The sequence below is a fragment of the Mesorhizobium sp. M0292 genome (assembly GCF_040321695.1).
Classification (GTDB): domain Bacteria; phylum Pseudomonadota; class Alphaproteobacteria; order Rhizobiales; family Rhizobiaceae; genus Mesorhizobium.
The window spans coordinates 140014-158925 of the sequence record NZ_JAMYSB010000009.1 but is presented as its reverse complement, the minus strand read 5'-3'; the positions used below and the strand labels follow the sequence as shown (position 1 = coordinate 158925).

At 62.9% G+C, this 18912-nt stretch carries 17 protein-coding genes; 12 read left to right on the top strand and 5 right to left on the bottom strand.

Annotated elements, in window-relative coordinates; all coding sequences use genetic code 11:
* Positions 1-39: 39 nt before the first annotated feature.
* The 9 genes from nusA to NKI96_RS16430 all read left to right on the top strand — a co-directional run bounded on the left by nusA (position 40) and on the right by NKI96_RS16430 (position 11570).
* The gene (nusA, locus tag NKI96_RS16470) at positions 40-1635 is read left to right on the top strand and encodes a transcription termination factor NusA (protein WP_352805212.1); all 1596 of its coding nucleotides are present in this window, start codon (positions 40-42) and stop codon (positions 1633-1635) included.
* A gap of 38 nt (positions 1636-1673) precedes the next feature.
* Positions 1674-2324, top strand: a complete 651-nt coding sequence (locus NKI96_RS16465; protein ID WP_023696733.1) for an RNA-binding protein — start codon at positions 1674-1676, stop codon at positions 2322-2324.
* Positions 2321-4885, top strand: a complete 2565-nt coding sequence (gene infB / locus NKI96_RS16460) for a translation initiation factor IF-2 (RefSeq protein WP_023669557.1) — start codon at positions 2321-2323, stop codon at positions 4883-4885. The genes NKI96_RS16465 and infB overlap by 4 nt, the downstream gene beginning before the upstream one ends.
* A gap of 161 nt (positions 4886-5046) precedes the next feature.
* Complete coding sequence (rbfA, locus tag NKI96_RS16455) at positions 5047-5466, top strand: 30S ribosome-binding factor RbfA (protein ID WP_023669558.1); 420 nt, start codon at positions 5047-5049, stop codon at positions 5464-5466.
* On the top strand, positions 5466-6437 hold the full coding sequence (gene truB / locus NKI96_RS16450; protein ID WP_023696732.1) for a tRNA pseudouridine(55) synthase TruB: 972 nt from the start codon (positions 5466-5468) through the stop codon (positions 6435-6437). Before rbfA ends, truB begins: the two co-directional genes overlap by 1 nt.
* Positions 6438-6481: 44 nt before the next feature.
* On the top strand, positions 6482-7576 hold the full coding sequence (gene corA / locus NKI96_RS16445; RefSeq protein WP_023682006.1) for a magnesium/cobalt transporter CorA: 1095 nt from the start codon (positions 6482-6484) through the stop codon (positions 7574-7576).
* 95 nt (positions 7577-7671) lie between these two features.
* Complete coding sequence (gene rpsO, locus NKI96_RS16440; protein ID WP_280790898.1) at positions 7672-8046, top strand: 30S ribosomal protein S15; 375 nt, start codon at positions 7672-7674, stop codon at positions 8044-8046.
* 277 nt (positions 8047-8323) lie between these two features.
* On the top strand, positions 8324-10471 hold the full coding sequence (gene pnp / locus NKI96_RS16435; RefSeq protein WP_023682005.1) for a polyribonucleotide nucleotidyltransferase: 2148 nt from the start codon (positions 8324-8326) through the stop codon (positions 10469-10471).
* 85 nt (positions 10472-10556) lie between these two features.
* The gene (locus NKI96_RS16430; RefSeq protein WP_023732439.1) at positions 10557-11570 is read left to right on the top strand and encodes a class I SAM-dependent methyltransferase; all 1014 of its coding nucleotides are present in this window, start codon (positions 10557-10559) and stop codon (positions 11568-11570) included.
* Between the two features lie 16 nt (positions 11571-11586).
* Here the strand turns inward: NKI96_RS16430 and NKI96_RS16425 are convergent, their stop codons facing one another.
* The 4 genes from NKI96_RS16425 to fabA form a co-directional block, all read right to left on the bottom strand.
* Complete coding sequence (locus NKI96_RS16425) at positions 11587-13140, bottom strand: putative bifunctional diguanylate cyclase/phosphodiesterase (RefSeq protein ID WP_352805210.1); 1554 nt, start codon at positions 13138-13140, stop codon at positions 11587-11589.
* A 183-nt stretch (positions 13141-13323) separates the two neighbouring features.
* On the bottom strand, positions 13324-14136 hold the full coding sequence (gene fabI / locus NKI96_RS16420; RefSeq protein ID WP_023692581.1) for an enoyl-ACP reductase FabI: 813 nt from the start codon (positions 14134-14136) through the stop codon (positions 13324-13326).
* Between the two features lie 33 nt (positions 14137-14169).
* Positions 14170-15390, bottom strand: a complete 1221-nt coding sequence (gene fabB / locus NKI96_RS16415; protein ID WP_023692580.1) for a beta-ketoacyl-ACP synthase I — start codon at positions 15388-15390, stop codon at positions 14170-14172.
* 122 nt (positions 15391-15512) lie between these two features.
* Positions 15513-16028: a 3-hydroxyacyl-[acyl-carrier-protein] dehydratase FabA gene (gene fabA / locus NKI96_RS16410; protein ID WP_023692579.1), complete on the bottom strand. Its 516-nt coding sequence runs from the start codon at positions 16026-16028 to the stop codon at positions 15513-15515.
* 346 nt (positions 16029-16374) lie between these two features.
* Here fabA and irrA point away from each other — a divergent pair, with 346 nt between their 5' ends.
* Positions 16375-16806: an iron response transcriptional regulator IrrA gene (gene irrA, locus NKI96_RS16405; RefSeq protein WP_023692578.1), complete on the top strand. Its 432-nt coding sequence runs from the start codon at positions 16375-16377 to the stop codon at positions 16804-16806.
* Between the two features lie 10 nt (positions 16807-16816).
* Positions 16817-17176 carry a DUF4260 domain-containing protein gene (locus NKI96_RS16400; protein WP_023692577.1) on the top strand — a complete coding sequence of 120 codons (360 nt, stop codon included), beginning with the start codon at positions 16817-16819 and terminating at the stop codon, positions 17174-17176.
* An 18-nt stretch (positions 17177-17194) separates the two neighbouring features.
* Here the strand turns inward: NKI96_RS16400 and NKI96_RS16395 are convergent, their stop codons facing one another.
* The gene (locus NKI96_RS16395; protein ID WP_023692576.1) at positions 17195-17752 is read right to left on the bottom strand and encodes an SH3 domain-containing protein; all 558 of its coding nucleotides are present in this window, start codon (positions 17750-17752) and stop codon (positions 17195-17197) included.
* A gap of 157 nt (positions 17753-17909) precedes the next feature.
* On the opposite strand from NKI96_RS16395, the gene NKI96_RS16390 reads away from it, so the two are divergent.
* Entirely contained in the window at positions 17910-18911 is a 1002-nt protein-coding gene (locus NKI96_RS16390) for a 2-hydroxyacid dehydrogenase (RefSeq protein ID WP_023692575.1), read from the top strand.
* The last annotated feature ends 1 nt before the right edge of the window (position 18912 follow it).

The following is an 18912-nucleotide window of genomic DNA, read 5'->3' as shown; positions in this document are numbered from 1 at the left end:
CGGGCCTAAAAGCTCGGCAACAAGCTCGGGAGAAATAAGATGGTTGTAAGCGCCAACAGACTTGAACTGCTGCAGATCGCCGACGCGGTGGCGCGTGAAAAGTCGATCGACAAGTCGATCGTCATTGCCGCCATGGCTGATGCGATCCAGAAGGCCGCGCGCTCGCGCTACGGCCAGGAAACCAACATCCGCGCCGACATCAACGCCAACACCGGCGAGATGAAGCTGCAGCGGCTGATGGAAGTGGTCGAGAAGGTCGACGACTACGCCACCCAGATCGCCATTTCCTCGGCCCGCGAGCGCAATCCGGACGCCCAGCTTGGCGACTTCATCGCCGAACAGCTGCCGCCAATGGATTTCGGCCGCATCGCCGCCCAGTCGGCCAAGCAGGTCATCGTGCAGAAAGTGCGCGAGGCCGAGCGCGACCGCCAGTATGACGAATACAAGGACCGCATCGGCGAGATCGTCAACGGCACCGTCAAGCGCGTCGAATATGGCAACGTCATCGTCGATCTCGGCCGTGGCGAGGCCATTATCCGCCGCGACGAGCTGATCCCGCGTGAAAACTACAAGTACGGCGACCGCGTCCGCGCCTATGTCTACGACGTGCGCCGCGAACAGCGCGGCCCGCAGATATTCCTGTCGCGCACCCATCCGCAGTTCATGGCCAAGCTCTTCACCATGGAAGTGCCGGAAATCTATGACGGCATCATCGAGATCAAGTCGGTCGCCCGCGACCCAGGCTCGCGCGCCAAGATCGCCGTCATTTCGCGTGACTCGTCGATCGATCCGGTCGGCGCCTGCGTCGGTATGCGCGGCAGCCGCGTCCAGGCCGTGGTCGGCGAATTGCAGGGCGAAAAGATCGACATCATTCCGTGGTCGCCTTCGGCCGCCTCCTTCATCGTCAACGCGCTGCAGCCGGCGGAAGTCGCCAAGGTCGTGCTCGACGAGGATGCCGAGCGCATCGAAGTGGTGGTTCCCGACGACCAGCTGTCGCTGGCCATCGGCCGTCGCGGCCAGAACGTGCGTCTTGCCTCGCAGCTCACCGGCTGGGACATCGACATCCTGACCGAGGCCGAGGAGTCCGAGCGCCGCCAGAAGGAATTCGTCGAACGCTCGTCGCTGTTCATGGAAGCCCTCGATGTCGACGAGATGGTCGGCCAGGTTTTGGCCTCCGAAGGCTTCACCAGCGTCGAGGAAGTTGCCTATGTCGATTCGGGCGAGATCGCCTCGATCGACGGTTTCGACGAAGACACCGCTTCGGAAATCCAGACCCGCGCCCGCGAATATCTGGAGAAGATCGAAGCCGAGCATGACGACAAGCGCAAGGCGCTGGGCGTCACCGACGACCTGCGCGAGATCCCTGGCGTCACCACCGCCATGATGGTGACGCTCGGCGAGGATGGCGTGAAGACGATCGAGGATTTCGCCGGCTATGCCGCCGACGACCTGACCGGCTGGAAGGAACGCAAGGACGGCGAGACCAAGGTATTCCCGGGTGTGCTCGCCAATCACGGCGTGTCGCGCGCCGACGCCGAGCAGATGGTTCTGGCAGCCCGCCTCAAGGCCGGCTGGATCACCGAAGACGAGCTTGCAGCCGAACAGGTCCCGGCTGACGAAGCCGTTGGTGCGTGAGGTGAAACCGCATCGCACACAACCCGCCCCAGGACGAGATGAACGATCGCACCTGCATCGTCACGCGCAAGCAAGCCGAGCCGGATGAGCTGATCCGTTTCGTCGTCGGCCCGGATTCGGCCGTCGTTCCTGACCTAAAGAGAAATCTGCCCGGCCGTGGTTGTTGGGTGAGCGCCGACCGCCTACATATCGACAAGGCGGCGGCGAAGAACCTGTTTGCCCGCGCCTTCAAGGCGCAGGTCATCGTGCCGCCCGATCTCGGCGGCATGGTCGACGGACTGCTTGCACGATCCGCTTTGGGTATGCTCGGCCTTGCCCGCAAGGCTGGCTCGATCGCACTCGGCGCAACCAAGGTCGAGAGCGCGGTGCGCTCGGGGTTGGCGCTTTTCGTGCTCCACGCGACCGAGGCATCCGACGATGGCGTGCGCAAGATCAGTCAGGCGCGGCGGGCAACTGTCCACCTCGGCGGGCCGGCAGTCCTTGCCTACAAACTTTTCTCCGAGGCCGAGTTGAGCTTGGCATTGGGGGGTACAAATGTGATACATGCTGCCGTTCTCGCGGGAGACGCGGGCAAGGCGGTTGAGAGGCGCATGGTTGCGCTCGACCGATATCGGGGCGGAACCCCCGACGATCTGGCAATGCTTGCGGCCGTTGCTGACGAAGATGATGCTGCAGAGGATATGGAATGAGCGATACGAAATCGGGCGACGATAAGACGTTGAGTGTTACACCGAAGAAGACCTTGACGCTGAAGCGCCCCGGTACCGAGCAGAGCGTCGTGCGACAGAATTTCTCGCATGGCCGCACCAAGCAGGTCCAGGTCGAGATCAAGAAGCGCAAATTCTCCATGCCCGGCGACAAGCCGGAGCCGGTGGCTGCACCCGTATTTACGCCCAAGCCCGCGGTAGTGGCAGCCCCCGTCGTGCAGGAAGCGCCCAAGGCGCCGCCTCCGCCGCCCCCGGCCGAACGCGGCGGCATGGTGCTGAACGAACTGTCGCGCAATGAGATGGAAGCGCGCCGCAGGGCGCTCGAAGGCTCCAAGGTTCGCGACGTCGAGGACCGCCAACGCGCCATCGAAGAGGCCAAGCGCCGCAACGAGGATGAGGAACGCCGCAAGCGCGAGCGCGAGGAATCCGCGCGCCGTCAGGCCGAGGAAGAAGCCCGCCTGCAGACCGAGGCCGAGTCCCGCCGCCGCGCCGAGGAAGAAGCGCGCCGCCGCGCGCCGCAGGCTGCCGAGCTTGTGGCGTCGGACGATGAGGAAGAGGTCAAGCCGAAGCGCACCGCCGCCGGTGCCCCGGTACGCCGTCCGGTTACGCCCGAAGTGGCGCGCCCGGCCAAGCCGACCAAGGCCGAGGAAGACCGTCGTCGCGGCAAGCTGACCCTCAACACGGCTCTTTCCGACGAGGACGCGCGCGCCCGCTCGCTGTCGTCGATGCGTCGCCGCCAGGAAAAATTCAAGCGCGCGATGCATAATGAGCCGCGCGAGAAGGTTATGCGCGAAGTGATCCTGCCTGAAACCATCACCATCCAGGAACTGGCGCAGCGCATGTCCGAGCGCGCTGTCGATGTGGTCAAGTACTTCATGAAGCAGGGCCAGATCCTGAAGCCGGGCGACATCATCGACGCCGACACGGCCGAGCTGGTCGCCACAGAATTCGGCCACACGGTCCGCCGCGTCGCCGAGTCCGACATCGAGGAAGGCCTGTTCAACATTGCCGACAATGCCGAGGACCTGGTGTCGCGGCCGCCTGTCGTGACCATCATGGGCCATGTCGACCACGGCAAGACCTCGCTGCTCGACGCCATCCGCAATGCCAATGTCGTCTCCGGCGAAGCCGGCGGCATCACCCAGCATATCGGCGCCTACCAGGTCGAGAAGAACGGTCAGAAGATCACCTTCATCGACACGCCCGGTCACGCCGCCTTCACGGCGATGCGCGCCCGCGGCGCTCAGGCGACCGACATCGCCATCCTGGTGGTGGCGGCCGACGACAGCGTCATGCCGCAGACCATCGAATCGATCAGCCATGCCAAGGCGGCCGGCGTTCCGATCATCGTGGCGATCAACAAGATCGACAAGCATGATGCCGATCCGCAGAAGGTTCGGTCGGAACTGCTGCGCCATGAGGTGTTCGTCGAATCGATGGGCGGTGAAGTGCTGGACGTCGAAGTGTCGGCGACCAAGGGCACCAACCTCGACAAGCTGTTGGAAGCGATCCTGCTGCAGGCCGAAATCCTCGACCTCAAGGCCAATCCGGACCGTACCGCCGAAGGCGTGGTCATCGAAGCCCAGCTCGACAAGGGCCGTGGCCCCGTCGCCACCGTACTGGTGCAGACCGGCACTTTGATGCCGGGCGACATCCTCGTCGCCGGCAACGAATGGGGCCGGGTGCGCGCGCTGGTCAATGACCGTGGCGAGCAGATCAAGGAGGCTCCGCCGGCAATGCCGGTCGAGGTGCTTGGCCTGCAGGGCACGCCGCAAGCCGGCGACCGCTTCGCTGTCGTCAACAACGAGGCCCGCGCCCGTGAGATCACCGAATATCGCCAGCGTCTGGCGCGCGAGAAGGCAGTGGCTCGCCATGCCGGCCAGCGCGGCTCGCTCGAACAGATGATGTCGCAGCTGCAGACGAGCGGGTTGAAGGAATTCCCGCTGGTCATCAAGGGCGACGTGCAGGGTTCGATCGAGGCGATCAACGCCGCTCTCGACAAGCTTGGCACCGACGAGGTGCGTGCGCGCATCGTTCATGCCGGCGCCGGCGCCATCACCGAAAGCGACGTGTCGCTGGCGGAGACCTCGGGGGCCGCGATCATCGGCTTCAACGTCCGTGCCAACGTGCAGGCACGTGCGGCCGCGGCGGCCGCGGGCATCGAAATCCGCTACTACTCGATCATCTACAACCTCGTCGACGATGTGAAGGCAGCACTTTCCGGCCTGCTGTCGCCGGAACGCCGCGAGACCTTCATCGGTAATGCCGAGATCCTCGAGATCTTTGACATCACCAAGGTCGGCAAGATCGCCGGCTGCCGTGTCACCGAAGGCAAGGTCGAACGTGGAGCGGGCGTGCGCCTGATCCGCGACAACGTCGTCATCCACGAAGGTACGCTGAAGACCCTCAAGCGCTTCAAGGATGAAGTCGCGGAAGTTCCGGGCGGCCAGGAGTGCGGCATGGCTTTCCAGAACTACGAGGACATGCGCGTCGGCGACATCATCGAGTGCTTCCGCGTCGAGATGGTGACCCGGACGCTCTGAGTTCGTATACTGTCGATACGACCGGGCGGTGGTCGAAAGACCGCCGCCCTAACTTTAATGCCTGTCGCCCAAAAGTGCGGGATAAACGACATGCATAGAACAAATATGAGACATGGCGGCACGGTCCCATCCCGCGCCTCACGCTTTCCGGATTGAGAAAAATGCCCCGTCCAACCGCCTCCAGCCCATCCCAGCGCATGCTTCGCGTCGCCGAACAGGTGCGCCATGCGCTGTCGGAAACCTTGCAGCGCGGCGAGATTATCGACCCGCTGATCGAGAACACCGTGGTTTCGGTCTCGGAAGTGCGCATGTCCACTGATCTGAGGGTCGCAACGGCCTTCGTTTCGCCGCTTGGCGCCAAGGACACGGGTGCGGTCATCGACGCGCTCAACAAGCATGCGAAGTTCGTCCGTGGCCGCGTCTCCGGCGCGCTCCGCCAGATGAAGTTCATGCCGGAGTTCCGCTTCAAGCTCGATACGTCCTTCGACAATTTCGCCAGGATCAACGATTTGCTGAAATCGCCCGAAGTCGCGCGAGACTTGGGTGCCGATGGCGAAGACAACGACAAGGACGAGAAATAGTGGGGCGCCGCGGCAAGAAGAAGGGCCGGCCGATCTCCGGCTGGGTGGTGCTGGATAAGCCGGTTGGCATGGGTTCGACCGAAGCCGTCTCCAAGATCAAATGGCTTTTCCAGGCCGAAAAGGCCGGCCATGCCGGCACACTCGACCCGCTGGCCTCTGGCATGCTGCCGATCGCGCTGGGCGAGGCAACCAAGACCGTGCCTTATGTGCAGGACGGCGCCAAAATCTACCGGTTCACCGTCGCTTGGGGCGAGGAGCGTTCGACCGACGATCTCGAAGGCCCGGTGACGCAAAGTTCCGACCGCCGTCCGGCGCAAGAAGATGTCAGGGCGCTGCTGCCGAACTACACCGGCGTCATCATGCAGACACCGCCGCAATTCTCGGCCATCAAGATATCAGGCGAACGCGCCTACGATCTCGCTCGTGGGGGCGAGACAGTCGACATCCCCGCGCGCGAGATTGAGATCGGCCGTCTGGACATCGTCGAGCACGCTGCCGGCCACACCTTGTTCGAGGTCGAATGCGGCAAAGGCACCTATGTTCGCTCGCTGGCCCGCGACATGGGCCGCGACCTCGGCTGCTTCGGCCACATCGCCGAATTGCGCCGGGTCGAGGTCGAGCCGTTCACCCAGGAGGATTTCGTCACCCTCGCCGAACTGGAAGTCGCCCGTTTCGGCGAACAGCGCGAAGCTGACGGAGAGGGCGACGCCGATGTTGCCGATGCGCCGATCGACTTCGGCGCCATCGATGCGCTGCTTGTCGACACGGCTGCCGCGCTCGACTGCCTGCCCCAGATCGCCATCAGCGACGAAGCGGCGACCAAGATCCGCCTTGGCAATCCCGTCATCATCCGCGGCCGCGACGCGCCCGTGGAAGCCGAGGAAGCCTGCGCCACCGCGCGCGGCAAGCTTGTCGCCATCGGCGCCATCGAGCAAGGCATGTTCAAGCCGAAGCGGGTCTTTGTCGGCTGACCACTCTCGTCTAGTCTTACGTCGACGTCACATCCGAGGGGCACATGGCAAAGGCTGAGGCGGTGAAGAAGCGGGCGCCGGTGACAACGCGCCGGCCGCCGGTTGGCGCCTCGCCCGGCACGCTGATCGCCGATCCGGCGGCGCGACGGTCCGAGCTGCGGCTGACGCTGATTTCGCCTGAAAAATTCAAGACCATCAACGATGCCAGCATCGACGATCTCAACACCCATTGCGACAACTGGCCGGTCGTCTGGTTGGACTGCACCGGTCTCGCCAACATCCAGCTGATCGAGGAGATCGGCCGGATCTTCAACCTGCATCCACTGGCTCTGGAAGATGTCGTCAACACCGGCCAGCGGCCGAAGGTCGACTTCTTCGAGGACCACGCCTTCGTCGTCATGCGCATGATCGACGACGTCAAGGTGCATCGCTATGAGCAGATCGCGGTGTTCTTCGGCAAGAAATTCGTCGTCACCTTCCAGGAGCGCGAAGGCGATCCGTTCGACCCCGTACGCAAGCGCATCGCGGCAGCGTTGCCCAACCGCTTGCGGATGCGCGGCGCCGACTATCTGGCCTATGCGCTCATCGACTCCATCGTCGACAGCTATTTCCCGCCGATTGAGGCCGCTAGCGAGGAGGTCGATGGCATCGAGGACGAGATGCTCAACACGCCTCACAAGCATCAGATGCGCCAGCTGCACGAATTGCGGCGCGACGCCAATGTGCTCAAGGGCGTGCTGTGGCCGATGCGCGACGCGCTGGCGACGCTGATCCGCAACGACGTGCCCTATGTGAAGCCGGAGACGAAAATCTTCTTCAACGACACGCTCGACCACGCATTGCGGCTGATCGAGCTGGTCGAGAACCAGCGTGATATGCTGACCGGCTTGATCGAAATGCATTTGTCGCTGAGCCAGGCGCGCACCAACGACGTCATCTCTTATCTCACCATCGTCTCGGTGATCTTCATGCCGCTAACCTTCCTGGTCGGTATCTGGGGGATGAATTTCGATCCCGAGAGCTCGCCGTGGAACATGCCGGAACTGAAAGCCTACTATGGCTACCCGGCTTCGCTGCTGTTCATGCTGGCCGTTGCTGTCGGGCTGATCGTCTTCTTCAAAAGCAAGAAGTGGCTGTAAGCTTCAGGTGTCAGGGGGATCCTGGATTCCTGAGCAAAGGGCTGCGACGAGCCGGCTTTATGAATGGGCTGGTGTTTTCCAGGGAATTGCCTTATATGCGCCGCAGCATCGCGCCATGTCGCTTTGCTTGCACCGGCCCCTGCTGGACGACATCCCGGCTGAGGGCGACCCGTTTCCTCAAACAGATAAGGAAAAACACGATGTCGATTACTGCCGAGCGCAAACAGGAATTGATGGGTGAATTCGCAACCGCCAAGGGCGATACCGGGTCTCCGGAAGTCCAGGTGGCCATCCTTTCCGAGCGCATCAAGAACCTGACCGACCACTTCAAGGACCACAAGAAGGATAACCATTCCCGCCGTGGTCTGCTCGCTCTCGTCTCCCAGCGCCGCAGCCTGCTTGATTATCTCAAGCGCAAGGATGACGCGCGCTATCAGACGTTGATCGAGAAGCTCGGTCTGCGCCGTTGACGAATTGACCGGCGGGCTTTCGAAGGAGAGCCCGCCGGTCGCGCATTCTGCCAGTCGCATCGATTGGCCAGACCCGGTTTCGAGCGTGCAGAGGCCACTCGAAACCGCCCATGGACGGTCATGGGGCAGGATTGCAGGACGCTCGTGCGCTAACCAGCGCCGAATCTACCCGAGCTTCCCGTTGTCTTGCCCGTGGCTGCCCGAGAAAGGAAGCCAGGGAAAGGGCATCCGCGCACCGTGAAACGGCGCGGCCCTTTCCGCTTACTAAGGACAAGATATGTTCAACTACCACAAAGTGGAAATCGAATGGGGCGGCCGTCCGCTCATCCTGGAAACCGGCAAGATCGCACGTCAGGCTGACGGCGCGGTGCTTGCGACCTATGGCGAAACCAAGGTTCTCGCCACCGTCGTTTCGATGAAGGAGCCGAAGCCAGGCCTCGATTTCTTCCCGCTGACCGTCAACTACCAGGAAAAGACCTACGCCGCCGGCAAGATCCCGGGCGGCTACTTCAAGCGCGAGGGACGTCCGAGCGAAAAGGAAACGCTGGTTTCCCGCCTGATCGACCGCCCGATCCGCCCGCTCTTCGCCGACGGCTACAAGAACGACACCCAGATCGTCGTCACCGTCGTCCAGCATGACCTCGAGAACGATCCCGATATCCTGTCGATCGTCGCCACCTCGGCCGCTTTGACGCTGTCGGGCGTTCCCTTCATGGGCCCGATCGGCGGCGCTCGCGTCGGCTACATCAACGGCGAATACGTGCTCAACCCGCATGTCGACGAGATGCAGGAATCCAGGCTCGACCTCATTGTCGCCGGCACCGCCGACGCCGTGCTGATGGTCGAGTCCGAAGCCAAGGAACTCGGCGAAGAGCTGATGCTCGGCGCCGTCATGTTCGGCCACAGGGGCTTCCAGCCGGTGATCGACGCCATCATCAAGCTGGCCGAAGTTGCCGCCAAGGAGCCGCGCGATTTCACAGCGCCGGACTACTCCGCGCTTGAAGCCGAAATGCTGAAGATCGTCGGCGACGAGCTCAGCAATGCCTACAAGAACGTCGATAAGCAGAAGCGTTACGCCGCCGTCGACGCCGTCAAGGCGAAGGTCAAGGCAGCGTTCGCTCCGGCCGAAGGCGAAGACGCCAAGTACACCTCCGAGCAGATCGGTTCGGTGTTCAAGGAACTCCAGGCCAAGGTCGTGCGCTGGAACATTCTCGACACCGGTTCGCGCATCGATGGCCGTGACCTCAAGACGGTCCGCAAGATCGTCTCGGAAGTCGGCGTCCTGCCGCGCACGCACGGTTCGGCGCTGTTCACCCGCGGCGAGACCCAGGCGCTGGTCGTTGCCACGCTGGGCACCGGCGAGGACGAGCAGTATGTCGATTCGCTGACCGGCATGTACAAGGAGAAGTTCCTCCTTCACTACAACTTCCCTCCCTACTCCGTCGGCGAGACCGGCCGCATGGGTTCGCCGGGCCGCCGCGAAATCGGCCACGGCAAGCTCGCCTGGCGCGCCATCCGTCCGATGCTGCCGAGCGCTGACCAGTTCCCCTACACGCTGCGCGTCGTCTCGGAGATCACCGAGTCCAACGGTTCGTCGTCGATGGCCACCGTCTGCGGCACATCGCTGGCACTGATGGATGCCGGCGTTCCGCTGGCCAAGCCGGTTGCTGGTATCGCGATGGGCCTGATCAAGGAAGGCGAGCGCTTCGCGGTTCTGTCCGACATCCTGGGTGACGAAGATCACCTCGGCGACATGGACTTCAAGGTTGCCGGTACCGAAGGCGGCATCACCTCGCTGCAGATGGACATCAAGATTGAGGGCATCACCGAGGAGATCATGAAGATCGCGCTGGACCAGGCCAAGGACGGCCGCCAGCATATCCTCAGCGAGATGGCGCATGCTCTGACCGGCGCCCGCCCCGAACTCGGTGAGTTCGCACCGCGCATCGAGGTCATGCACATCCCGACCGACAAGATCCGCGACGTGATCGGCTCCGGCGGCAAGGTTATCCGTGAGATCGTCGAGAAGACCGGCGCCAAGATCAACATCGAGGACGACGGCACGGTCAAGATCGCTTCGTCGAACGCCAAGGAGATCGAGGCGGCCAAGAAGTGGATCCATACCATCGTCGCCGAGCCGGAAGTCGGCGAAATCTACGAAGGCACGGTCGTCAAGACCGCCGACTTCGGCGCTTTCGTCAACTTCTTCGGTCCGCGTGACGGCCTCGTCCACATCTCGCAGCTTGCCAACGACCGGGTCGCCAAGACCTCGGACGTCGTCAAGGAAGGCGACAAGGTCTGGGTCAAGCTGATGGGCTTCGACGAGCGCGGCAAGGTCCGCCTGTCGATGAAGGTCGTCGACCAGGCCACCGGCAAGGAAATCGCCCGCGACAAGAAGGCCGAAGGCGAAGAAAACGCCGCCTGAGTGGTCTGACAATAGAGTTGAACGGGCGCGGCTTATGTCGCGCCCGTTTTCGTTTAATACCCGTCTACGACATGAGAATCGAAGAATGGCCGCTGAGCCGCTGAAGACACTGTTCCATCCCTTCGAGGCCGAGGGGCTCCCTCTGCCGCAAAAGGGCGAGCGTGTGTTGTTCCTGGGTGCGGAGCCCGGCTTCCGCTTGCCGGAAGGCTTCGAGGCAGAGCTCCATCTTGCACAGGGTTTCCGGCCGCATCTCCGAGCGCTGGAGCGTGCCGGTCACAAGGTAGCGCCGCGCGCGGAAGGCGATGCATTCGATGCAGCGCTCGTGCTTGCCGGCCGCCATCGTGGGCTAAACGAGATGCGTATTGCCGAGGCGATCGAACGCGTCACGCCTGGCGGTCTGATCGTCGTCGCCGGCGGCAAGGACGAAGGCATCGCCAGCCTGCGCAAGCGCATCGACGAGCTTGTTCCGATCGAAGGGCATCTGCCGAAATATCACGGCATCGCCTTCTGGCTTCGCCGTCCGGCCGATCTGGCGCCTGCGGAAAAACTGCGCGTCGCCAATCCCGCCTTGGTCGTAGAGGACCGCTTCCGTACCGCGCCTGGCATGTTCTCCTTCGACCGGATCGACGCCGGCTCGAAACTTCTGGTCGACAACCTGCCCAAAGACCTGCGCGGCAACATTGCTGATTTCTGCGCCGGCTGGGGTTATGTCGCCGCCGAGGTCGCGGCACGTTCATCCGGCATAACGGGGCTCGACCTTTACGAAGCGGATTTCGACGCGCTTGAGGCGGCCAAGGGCAATATCGGCCAGACAGGCTTCGAGCCCGGCTTCTTCTGGACCGATCTGCTGAGCGAGCCGGTCGAGCGGCGCTATGATGCCATCGTCATGAACCCGCCCTTCCATCGCAGCCGGGCGGCCGAGCCGGAAATCGGCGCCGGCATGATCCAGGCGGCGGGCAAGGCGCTGAAGCCGGGCGGGCGGCTGTTCATGGTGGCGAACCGTCAGCTGCCTTACGAACCGGTTCTGAAGGCCGTCTTCTCCAGCCATGCCGAGCTCGCCCGCGACGGCATGTTCAAGGTTTTCTCCGCGCGCCGATAGGACGGTGCCGGTCGCCTCAATGCATGCTGACGATGCGCGCCGGCTCGTGGACGGGAATGGTCGGTCTGATATCGCCAGGCTTGATCTTGAGCGGCGCCGGCCTGCCGAACAGATAGCCCTGCACCATCTCGCAACCAGCTGCTCGCAAAAGCGTCGCCTGGTTCTCGGTCTCGACGCCTTCGGCGATGATGCCGACGCCGAGCGCCCGCGACAGGCCGACGATGGTAGAGACGACGGCGCCCGAATTGGAATCGGTGTCGATGCGGCTGACGAAGGAGCGGTCGATCTTCAGCTTGCCGAAGGCGAAGTCGATCAGGTAGCTGAGATTGGAATAGCCGGTGCCGAAATCGTCGACGGCCACCGAAATGCCCATGTCGGCAAGCTGCTGCAGGATGATGGCGGCGCGGTCGCGGTCCTGCATCATCGCCGTCTCGGTCACTTCGAGCTCCAGCCGCGACGGCTTGATGCCGGTGCTGGCCATCGTGTCGCGCACGATACCGACGAAATCCTTGGTCCTGAACTGGACCGGCGAGATGTTGACGGCAACGAAGCAGTCCTCGGGCAAATGACGGGCATCGCTGCAGGCCTTGTTCAGCACCCAATTGCCGATCGGGTGGATCATGCCGGTCTCTTCGGCGATCGGAATGAATTCCATCGGCGGGATCATGCCGCGTTCCGGGTGCTTCCAGCGGATCAGCGCCTCGTAGCCGACGACACGGCCGGTCGGCAGGTCGAGCTGCGGCTGGTAGTGAAGGTCGAAATCGCCACGGTCGAAGGCGATGTGCAGTTCGGATTCGATCCAGTGGCGGTAGTCGGCGACCTGGCCCCTGTCGGAATGGAAGACCGACCAGTTGCCCACGCCGCCGGCGCGGGCATTCTGCAGCGCCAGGTTGGAGCGGCGCAGGATGAGGACCGGATCGACGCCATCCTTTGGCATCGCCACGATGCCGACCGACAGGCCGACCGACTGCAGGTGGGAATCGAGCTGGTACGGCTTCAGCATCTCCTCGATCATGGTTTCGACGGTGCTTTCCATGGACCTTTGGAGTTGGTGTTCCCAGACAAGGATAGCGAACTCGCCGGCGCCGATGCGCCCCATCACCGCGCCTTCGGGCATGCAGGCCTTCAACCGCTTGCTGAAGCCGCGGATCAGTTCGTCGCCATGGCTGTAGCCGATGGCGTCGTTGATCTGCTTGAAGCGGTCGATGTCGATGTCGATGAGGAACACCGGCTCACCGGTCCTGATCGTCGCGGACGCCGCGTCGGCAATCCTGCCGACCATCGCCGGGCTCGCAAAAAGCCCGGTCAGCTTGTCGAAATGGGTTTCGTTGAAAACGTAGTCCACCGATTCATCGACGCCGGCGAAGAAGGACAAGGCAGCACCGGCGGCGGCCAGCGCGCATAGTGCCGACGCGATGCCGATCATGGTTTCCGCCTGCATGCCGGCAAAGCCGTCCCCGAAACCATGCCGGAGGCCCCAAAGCCCAAGGATGAAACTGCCAAGGCCCGAACTGGCGACGGTGAGCAGCCGGAACACAGGTGTTCGCTTCGGGTTGCTGACAGCAGGCATTGCTCAGTCCCTGTCGCATGATCCCGAAATCAACTCGACTTCGGGAAATATCAAGCGCAAATTTATAAAGGCTAAAGCATCCTTTGCGCCCAGCAAGAACGCGCAGAGCCCAAGCCCATAGGACTTCTAGCGGATATCTCCTTAAAATGAGTTTCCGCCCATGCATCTAATTTTACTGGTGAATTAATCGCGTACGTTGTCGGTCTGCTTCAACTCATCCAGGGTTGGCATCGACACGATGTGATAGCCGGAATCCACATAATGGATTTCGCCGGTGACGCCTGACGAGAGGTCGGACAAAAGATAGAGCGCCGAGCCGCCGACCTCGTCGATGGTCACCGTGCGGCGCAGCGGCGAGTTGCGCTGCTGGTAGGAGTACATGTGGCGGGCGTCCGAGATTCCGGCGCCGGCCAAAGTACGCACCGGTCCCGCCGATATGCCGTTCACCCGGATGCCGCGCGGGCCATAGTCGTTGGCGAGATAGCGCACGCTGGCTTCCAGTCCGGCCTTGGCGACGCCCATGACGTTGTAGTTCGGCATGACGCGGACAGAACCGGCATAGGTCAGCGTGATCATCGCGCCGCCTTCGCTCATCAGCGGGGCGGCATGGCGGGCGACCTCGGTGAAGGAGTAGCAGGAGATGACCATGGTGCGGACGAAATTGTCGCGGCTGGTGTCGGCGTAGAGCCCCTTGAGCTCGTTTTTGTCGGAAAAGCCGATGGCGTGGACGACGAAGTCGAGCCCGCCCCATTCCTTGCCGAGCGTCTCGAAGGTGGCGGCGACCGATGCGCTGTCCTCGACGTCGCACGGCACCACCAGAGACGCCCCAAGCTTCTCGGCAAGCGGCTTGACGCGGCGCCCGAATGCGTCGCCCTGATAGGTGAAGGCAAGCTCCGCTCCGTGTTCGGACAATTTCCTGGCGATGCCCCAGGCGATCGAATGATCGTTGGCGACGCCCATGACAAGCCCGCGCTTGCCCTTCATCAGTCCGTCCATGGCCGGCAATCCCCCTACAAAAAAACGCTGGCCTTATGCGGAATAGCGCTGGAAAATCAGCGTTGCGTTGGTGCCACCGAAGCCGAACGAGTTGGACAAAACCGTGTCGATCCTGGCGTCTTCGATGCGCTTGCGCACGATCGGCATGCCCTCGAATTCGGGATCGAGGTTTTCGATATGGGCGCTCTCGCCGATGAAGCCGCCTTGCATCATCAGGATCGAGTAGATCGATTCCTGGACGCCGGCGGCACCCAGCGAATGGCCGGTCAGCGACTTGGTCGAGGTGATGAACGGCATCTTGTCGCCGAACACCTCTCGGATGGCGCCCATTTCCCGGGAATCGCCGACCGGCGTCGAGGTGCCGTGGGTGTTGATGTAGTCGACGGGCGTGGACACCGTCGCCAGAGCCTGGCGCATGCAGCGCACCGCGCCTTCGCCCGACGGCGCCACCATGTCGTAACCGTCCGACGTCGCGCCATAGCCGACGATCTCAGCGTAGATCTTGGCCCCGCGCGCCTTGGCGTGTTCGAGCTCCTCCAGGATGAGGACGCCCGCGCCACCCGCGATGACGAAGCCATCGCGATTGGCGTCATACGCGCGTGACGCTGTTGACGCCTTGTCGTTATACTTCGACGACATCGCCCCCATGGCATCGAACAGGTCCGACATCGTCCAGTCGAGGTCCTCATGGCCGCCGGCAAACATCACATCCTGCTTGCCCCACTGGATCAGTTCGTAGGCGTTGCCGATGCAATGCGCCGAGGTCGAGCAGGCCGACGAGATCGAATAGTTGACGCCGTGGATCTTGAACCAGGTGGCGAGCGTCGCCGACGCGGTCGACGACATCGCCTTCGGCACCGCGAACGGACCGATGCGCTTGGGGCTGTTGTTCTTGAGCGTGGTCTCGGCCGCCTCGACGATGGTGCGGGTCGAGGGGCCACCCGAGCCCATGACGATGCCGGTGCGCTCATTGGTGATGTCGCTTTCGCCAAGCCCGGCGTCGGCGATCGCCTGGTCCATCGCGACATGGTTCCAGGCCGCGCCCTGGCTCAGGAAGCGCATGGCGCGCCGGTCGATCATAGGGGTCGGGTCGAGCGTCGGCGCACCCCAGACCTGGCAGCGGAAGCCGTGTTCGGCGAAGGAATCTGAGAAGCTGATGCCTGATTTGGCATCATGGAGCGAGGATTGCACCTCGTTGGCGTTGTTGCCGATCGACGATACGATGCCGAGGCCTGTGACGACGACCCTTCTCATTCGCAACTCCTTCCAGCGGATGATCCCGAAACCCTAGTCGGTTTTCGCCGGCGATCATACGCAAAATCAAAATGCCGCAGCGTCGTTGCGCGTCCGGGAACGCCCTGCTGCAGTGGCGCCGGTCAGGCGGCCGATTGCTTGGACAGCCCCACCTTGAGGTCTGTCGCAGCGTATATGGGTTCGCCGTCGGCCTTAAGCCAGCCATCGGCGATACCGAGCACCAGGCGTCCACGCATGACGCGCTTGAAGTCGATGCCGTATTCCACCTTCTTGACCGAAGGCGTCACCATGCCCTTGAACTTGACCTCGCCGGTCGACAGCGCCATGCCCTTGCCCGGCTCGCCGAGCCAGCCGAGGTAAAAACCCGTCAATTGCCACATGGCGTCAAGGCCCAGGCACCCCGGCATGATCGGATTGCCGATGAAATGGCAGGCGAAGAACCACAGGTCCGGTTTGATGTCGAATTCGGCACGGATGAAGCCCTTGTCGTGGGCGCCGCCGGTCTCGCTGATCTCGGTGATGCGGTCGAACATCAGCATGGGCGGGTAGGGCAACTGGGCGTTGCCGGGCCCGAACAGCTCGCCGCGGGCGCAAGCGAGCAATTCCTCATAACCGTAGCTGGATTTAGTACCCGCCATATGTCTCGTCCCCATATTCGTCCCGGGCGGTGGGGCGCCCTTTTCGTTGGTTTCCTAACACAATCCCTTTCGGGCCGGAAACCGGCGTTTGCGCTTAACCCGCCCGTCTGCCCGGGTCAATGCGCGCTCTCGCATCGGCCGGAAATCGATTTCGATTTTCCGGAAAGCACGATGCGACGCCAAAAAGTGATAGAGCGCACTTAGTGCGTCCAACTGGACGCATGTCGCTCTATTGATCGCATTCGGCCAACAGAATATATGTCGAGAGGTATCCAGTTTCGGTCGATGACGTTTTTTCGCCACTCTGGGCGTGTCTTGAGGCAGAACTGTGGGCTTGGACGGATAGATGGATCTGGGCTGCCGGAAGGAAAATGTCGCTGTGGACAAGCGGGTTCGCGAAGCCGGCCTGAGGCCGACGCGCCAGCGCATTGCGCTGGCCGATCTGCTGTTTGCCAAGGGCGACCGCCACCTTTCGGCCGAGGAACTGCATGAGGAGGCGATCGCCGCCGGCGTGCCGGTTTCGCTTGCCACCGTCTACAACGCGCTTCACCAGTTCACCCAGGCCGGCCTGCTGCGCATCCTGGCGGTCGAGGGGTCGAAGACCTATTTCGACACCAACACCTCCGATCACCATCATTTCTACATCGAAGGCGAAAACCGGATCTTCGACATCGAAAGCGGTCCGGTGACCGTTTCCAACCTGCCGGAGCCACCCGCAGGCATGGAGATCGCCAATGTCGACATCGTGGTGAGGCTGCGCCCCAAACGCAGCGTTTAAGCTGCACCCCATGAAACCTGTCGATCTTGCTATCCGGCTCGAATGGGTTGCGGTCGCGGTGGTGGCGATCGTCTTCTATGCTGTGTCAGGCGTTTCCTGGTGGCTGTTTGCCCTGCTCATCCTGGCGCCTGACCTGTCGATGCTGGGCTATCTCGCCGGGCCGCGTGTCGGCGCCGTCGCCTACAACGCTTTGCACATCCTGATTGTCCCGCTTTTTCTGGCGCTCGCCGGATATGTCCTGGCCAATTCGATGGCGACGGCGATCGGGCTGATCTGGATCAGCCACATCGCCATCGACCGTGCTCTCGGCTACGGCTTGAAATTGTCGAGCGGCTTCCAGGACACCCATCTCGGCCGCATTGGCCGTTAGGCGACCTTTCCAGCAATCTCAGTTCTTGACATGCTCGCCGGGATAGGCGCCCCACACCTGCGACTGCGCGATCCAGCCGGTGTGGCCGTCGAAGGTCATCTCGCACCACTGGCCATCGCAGGTTTTGATCGTGCCCGTCACGCCTGGCTCGATGATGGCGATGACGCTGGCGTCCTTGTCCGCATCGTCGAGCAGATTGATTCGGCCACCTTTGCTGCGCTGCCAGGGGGCGACGATCGCTGTGCGGCGGCCTGACAACAGCGACTGGTTGATCCAGCCCTCCGAACCGTCGGCATCGCGCACGCGCCGCCAGGTGTCGAATTCCTGGATGATTTCCATCGGCAGGCCGGCCTTGGTGTACATCCAGTCGACCGAATAGTTGGCGCCCGGGCCGACGCGCGAGTTGACGCGGGCCGATTTCAGGCTGACGAAGCGCGGCAGCGGCAGGCCGCTTGGACCGAGCGTGACCGTCTGCACAGGTGCCGCGGCTCCTTGCGCCGCGGCGTGCGGGGAATGCAGGAGAACGCCGAGAAGCGCTGCGCTGAGGACCAGGCGAAGCGACGCGAAACCAGACACTTTCGTTCCTTTCGGCGCGTGCCCTTTGGCCTGGGCGCCCCTTTTTCTTTGTCTTCGGCGGCACCGCTTGTTACAGGAGTGACAGGCACCGCGACCGGTATTCAGTTTCGCCTGTCTTGGTTAAAGAGGTCTCAACGAGATCGGGTTCGAGGAAACAATGGCAGGCAAAAAACGGCCTCTCGTCGTCATCACGCGCAAGCTCCCCGATCCGGTCGAGACCCGCATGCGCGAACTCTTCGACGCCAGGCTGAATGTCGAGGACCGGCCGATGACGCAGCCGGAGTTGGTCGCGGCGATCAAGGAAGCCGACGTGCTGGTGCCGACCATCACCGACCAGATAGACGAGGCGCTGATTGCCCAGGCCGGCGACAACCTCAAGCTGATCGCCAATTTCGGCAATGGTGTCGACAAGATCGACGTGGCGGCGGCGGCCAAGAAAGGCATCACCGTCACCAACACGCCGAACGTGCTGACCGAAGACACCGCCGATATGACCATGGCGCTGATGCTGGCTGTGCCGCGACGGCTGGCGGAAGGCGCCGCCGTGCTGACCAGCGACAAGAAATGGGCCGGCTGGTCGCCGACCTGGATGCTCGGCCGGCGCATCTGGGGCAAGCGCCTCGGCATTGTCGGCATGGGCCGCATCGGCACCGCGGTGGCGAGACGCGCCAAGGCCTTCGGCCTGTCGATCCACTACCACAACCGCCATCGCGTGCTGCCGGCGGTCGAGGAAGGGCTGGAGGCGACCTATTGGGAAAGCCTCGACCAGATGCTTGCCCGCATGGACATCATCTCTGTCAATTGCCCGTCCACCCCGGCGACTTTTCATTTGCTGTCAGCGCGGCGCTTGGCGTTGCTGCAACCCACAGCTTACATCGTAAACACCGCACGCGGCGACATCATCGACGAGGAGTCCCTGGTCAAGCTGATCCAGGACGGCAAGATCGCCGGCGCCGGCCTCGACGTCTACGAGCACGAGCCGGCGCTGAACTCGAAGCTGCTGAAGCTCGCCGCCAAGAACAAGGTCGTGCTGTTGCCGCATATGGGCTCGGCGACGCTCGAAGGCCGCATCGACATGGGCGAGAAGGTGATCATCAACATCCGCGCTTTCTTCGACGGCCACCGTCCGCCGGACCGCGTGCTGCCGCTGCGGACGTGAG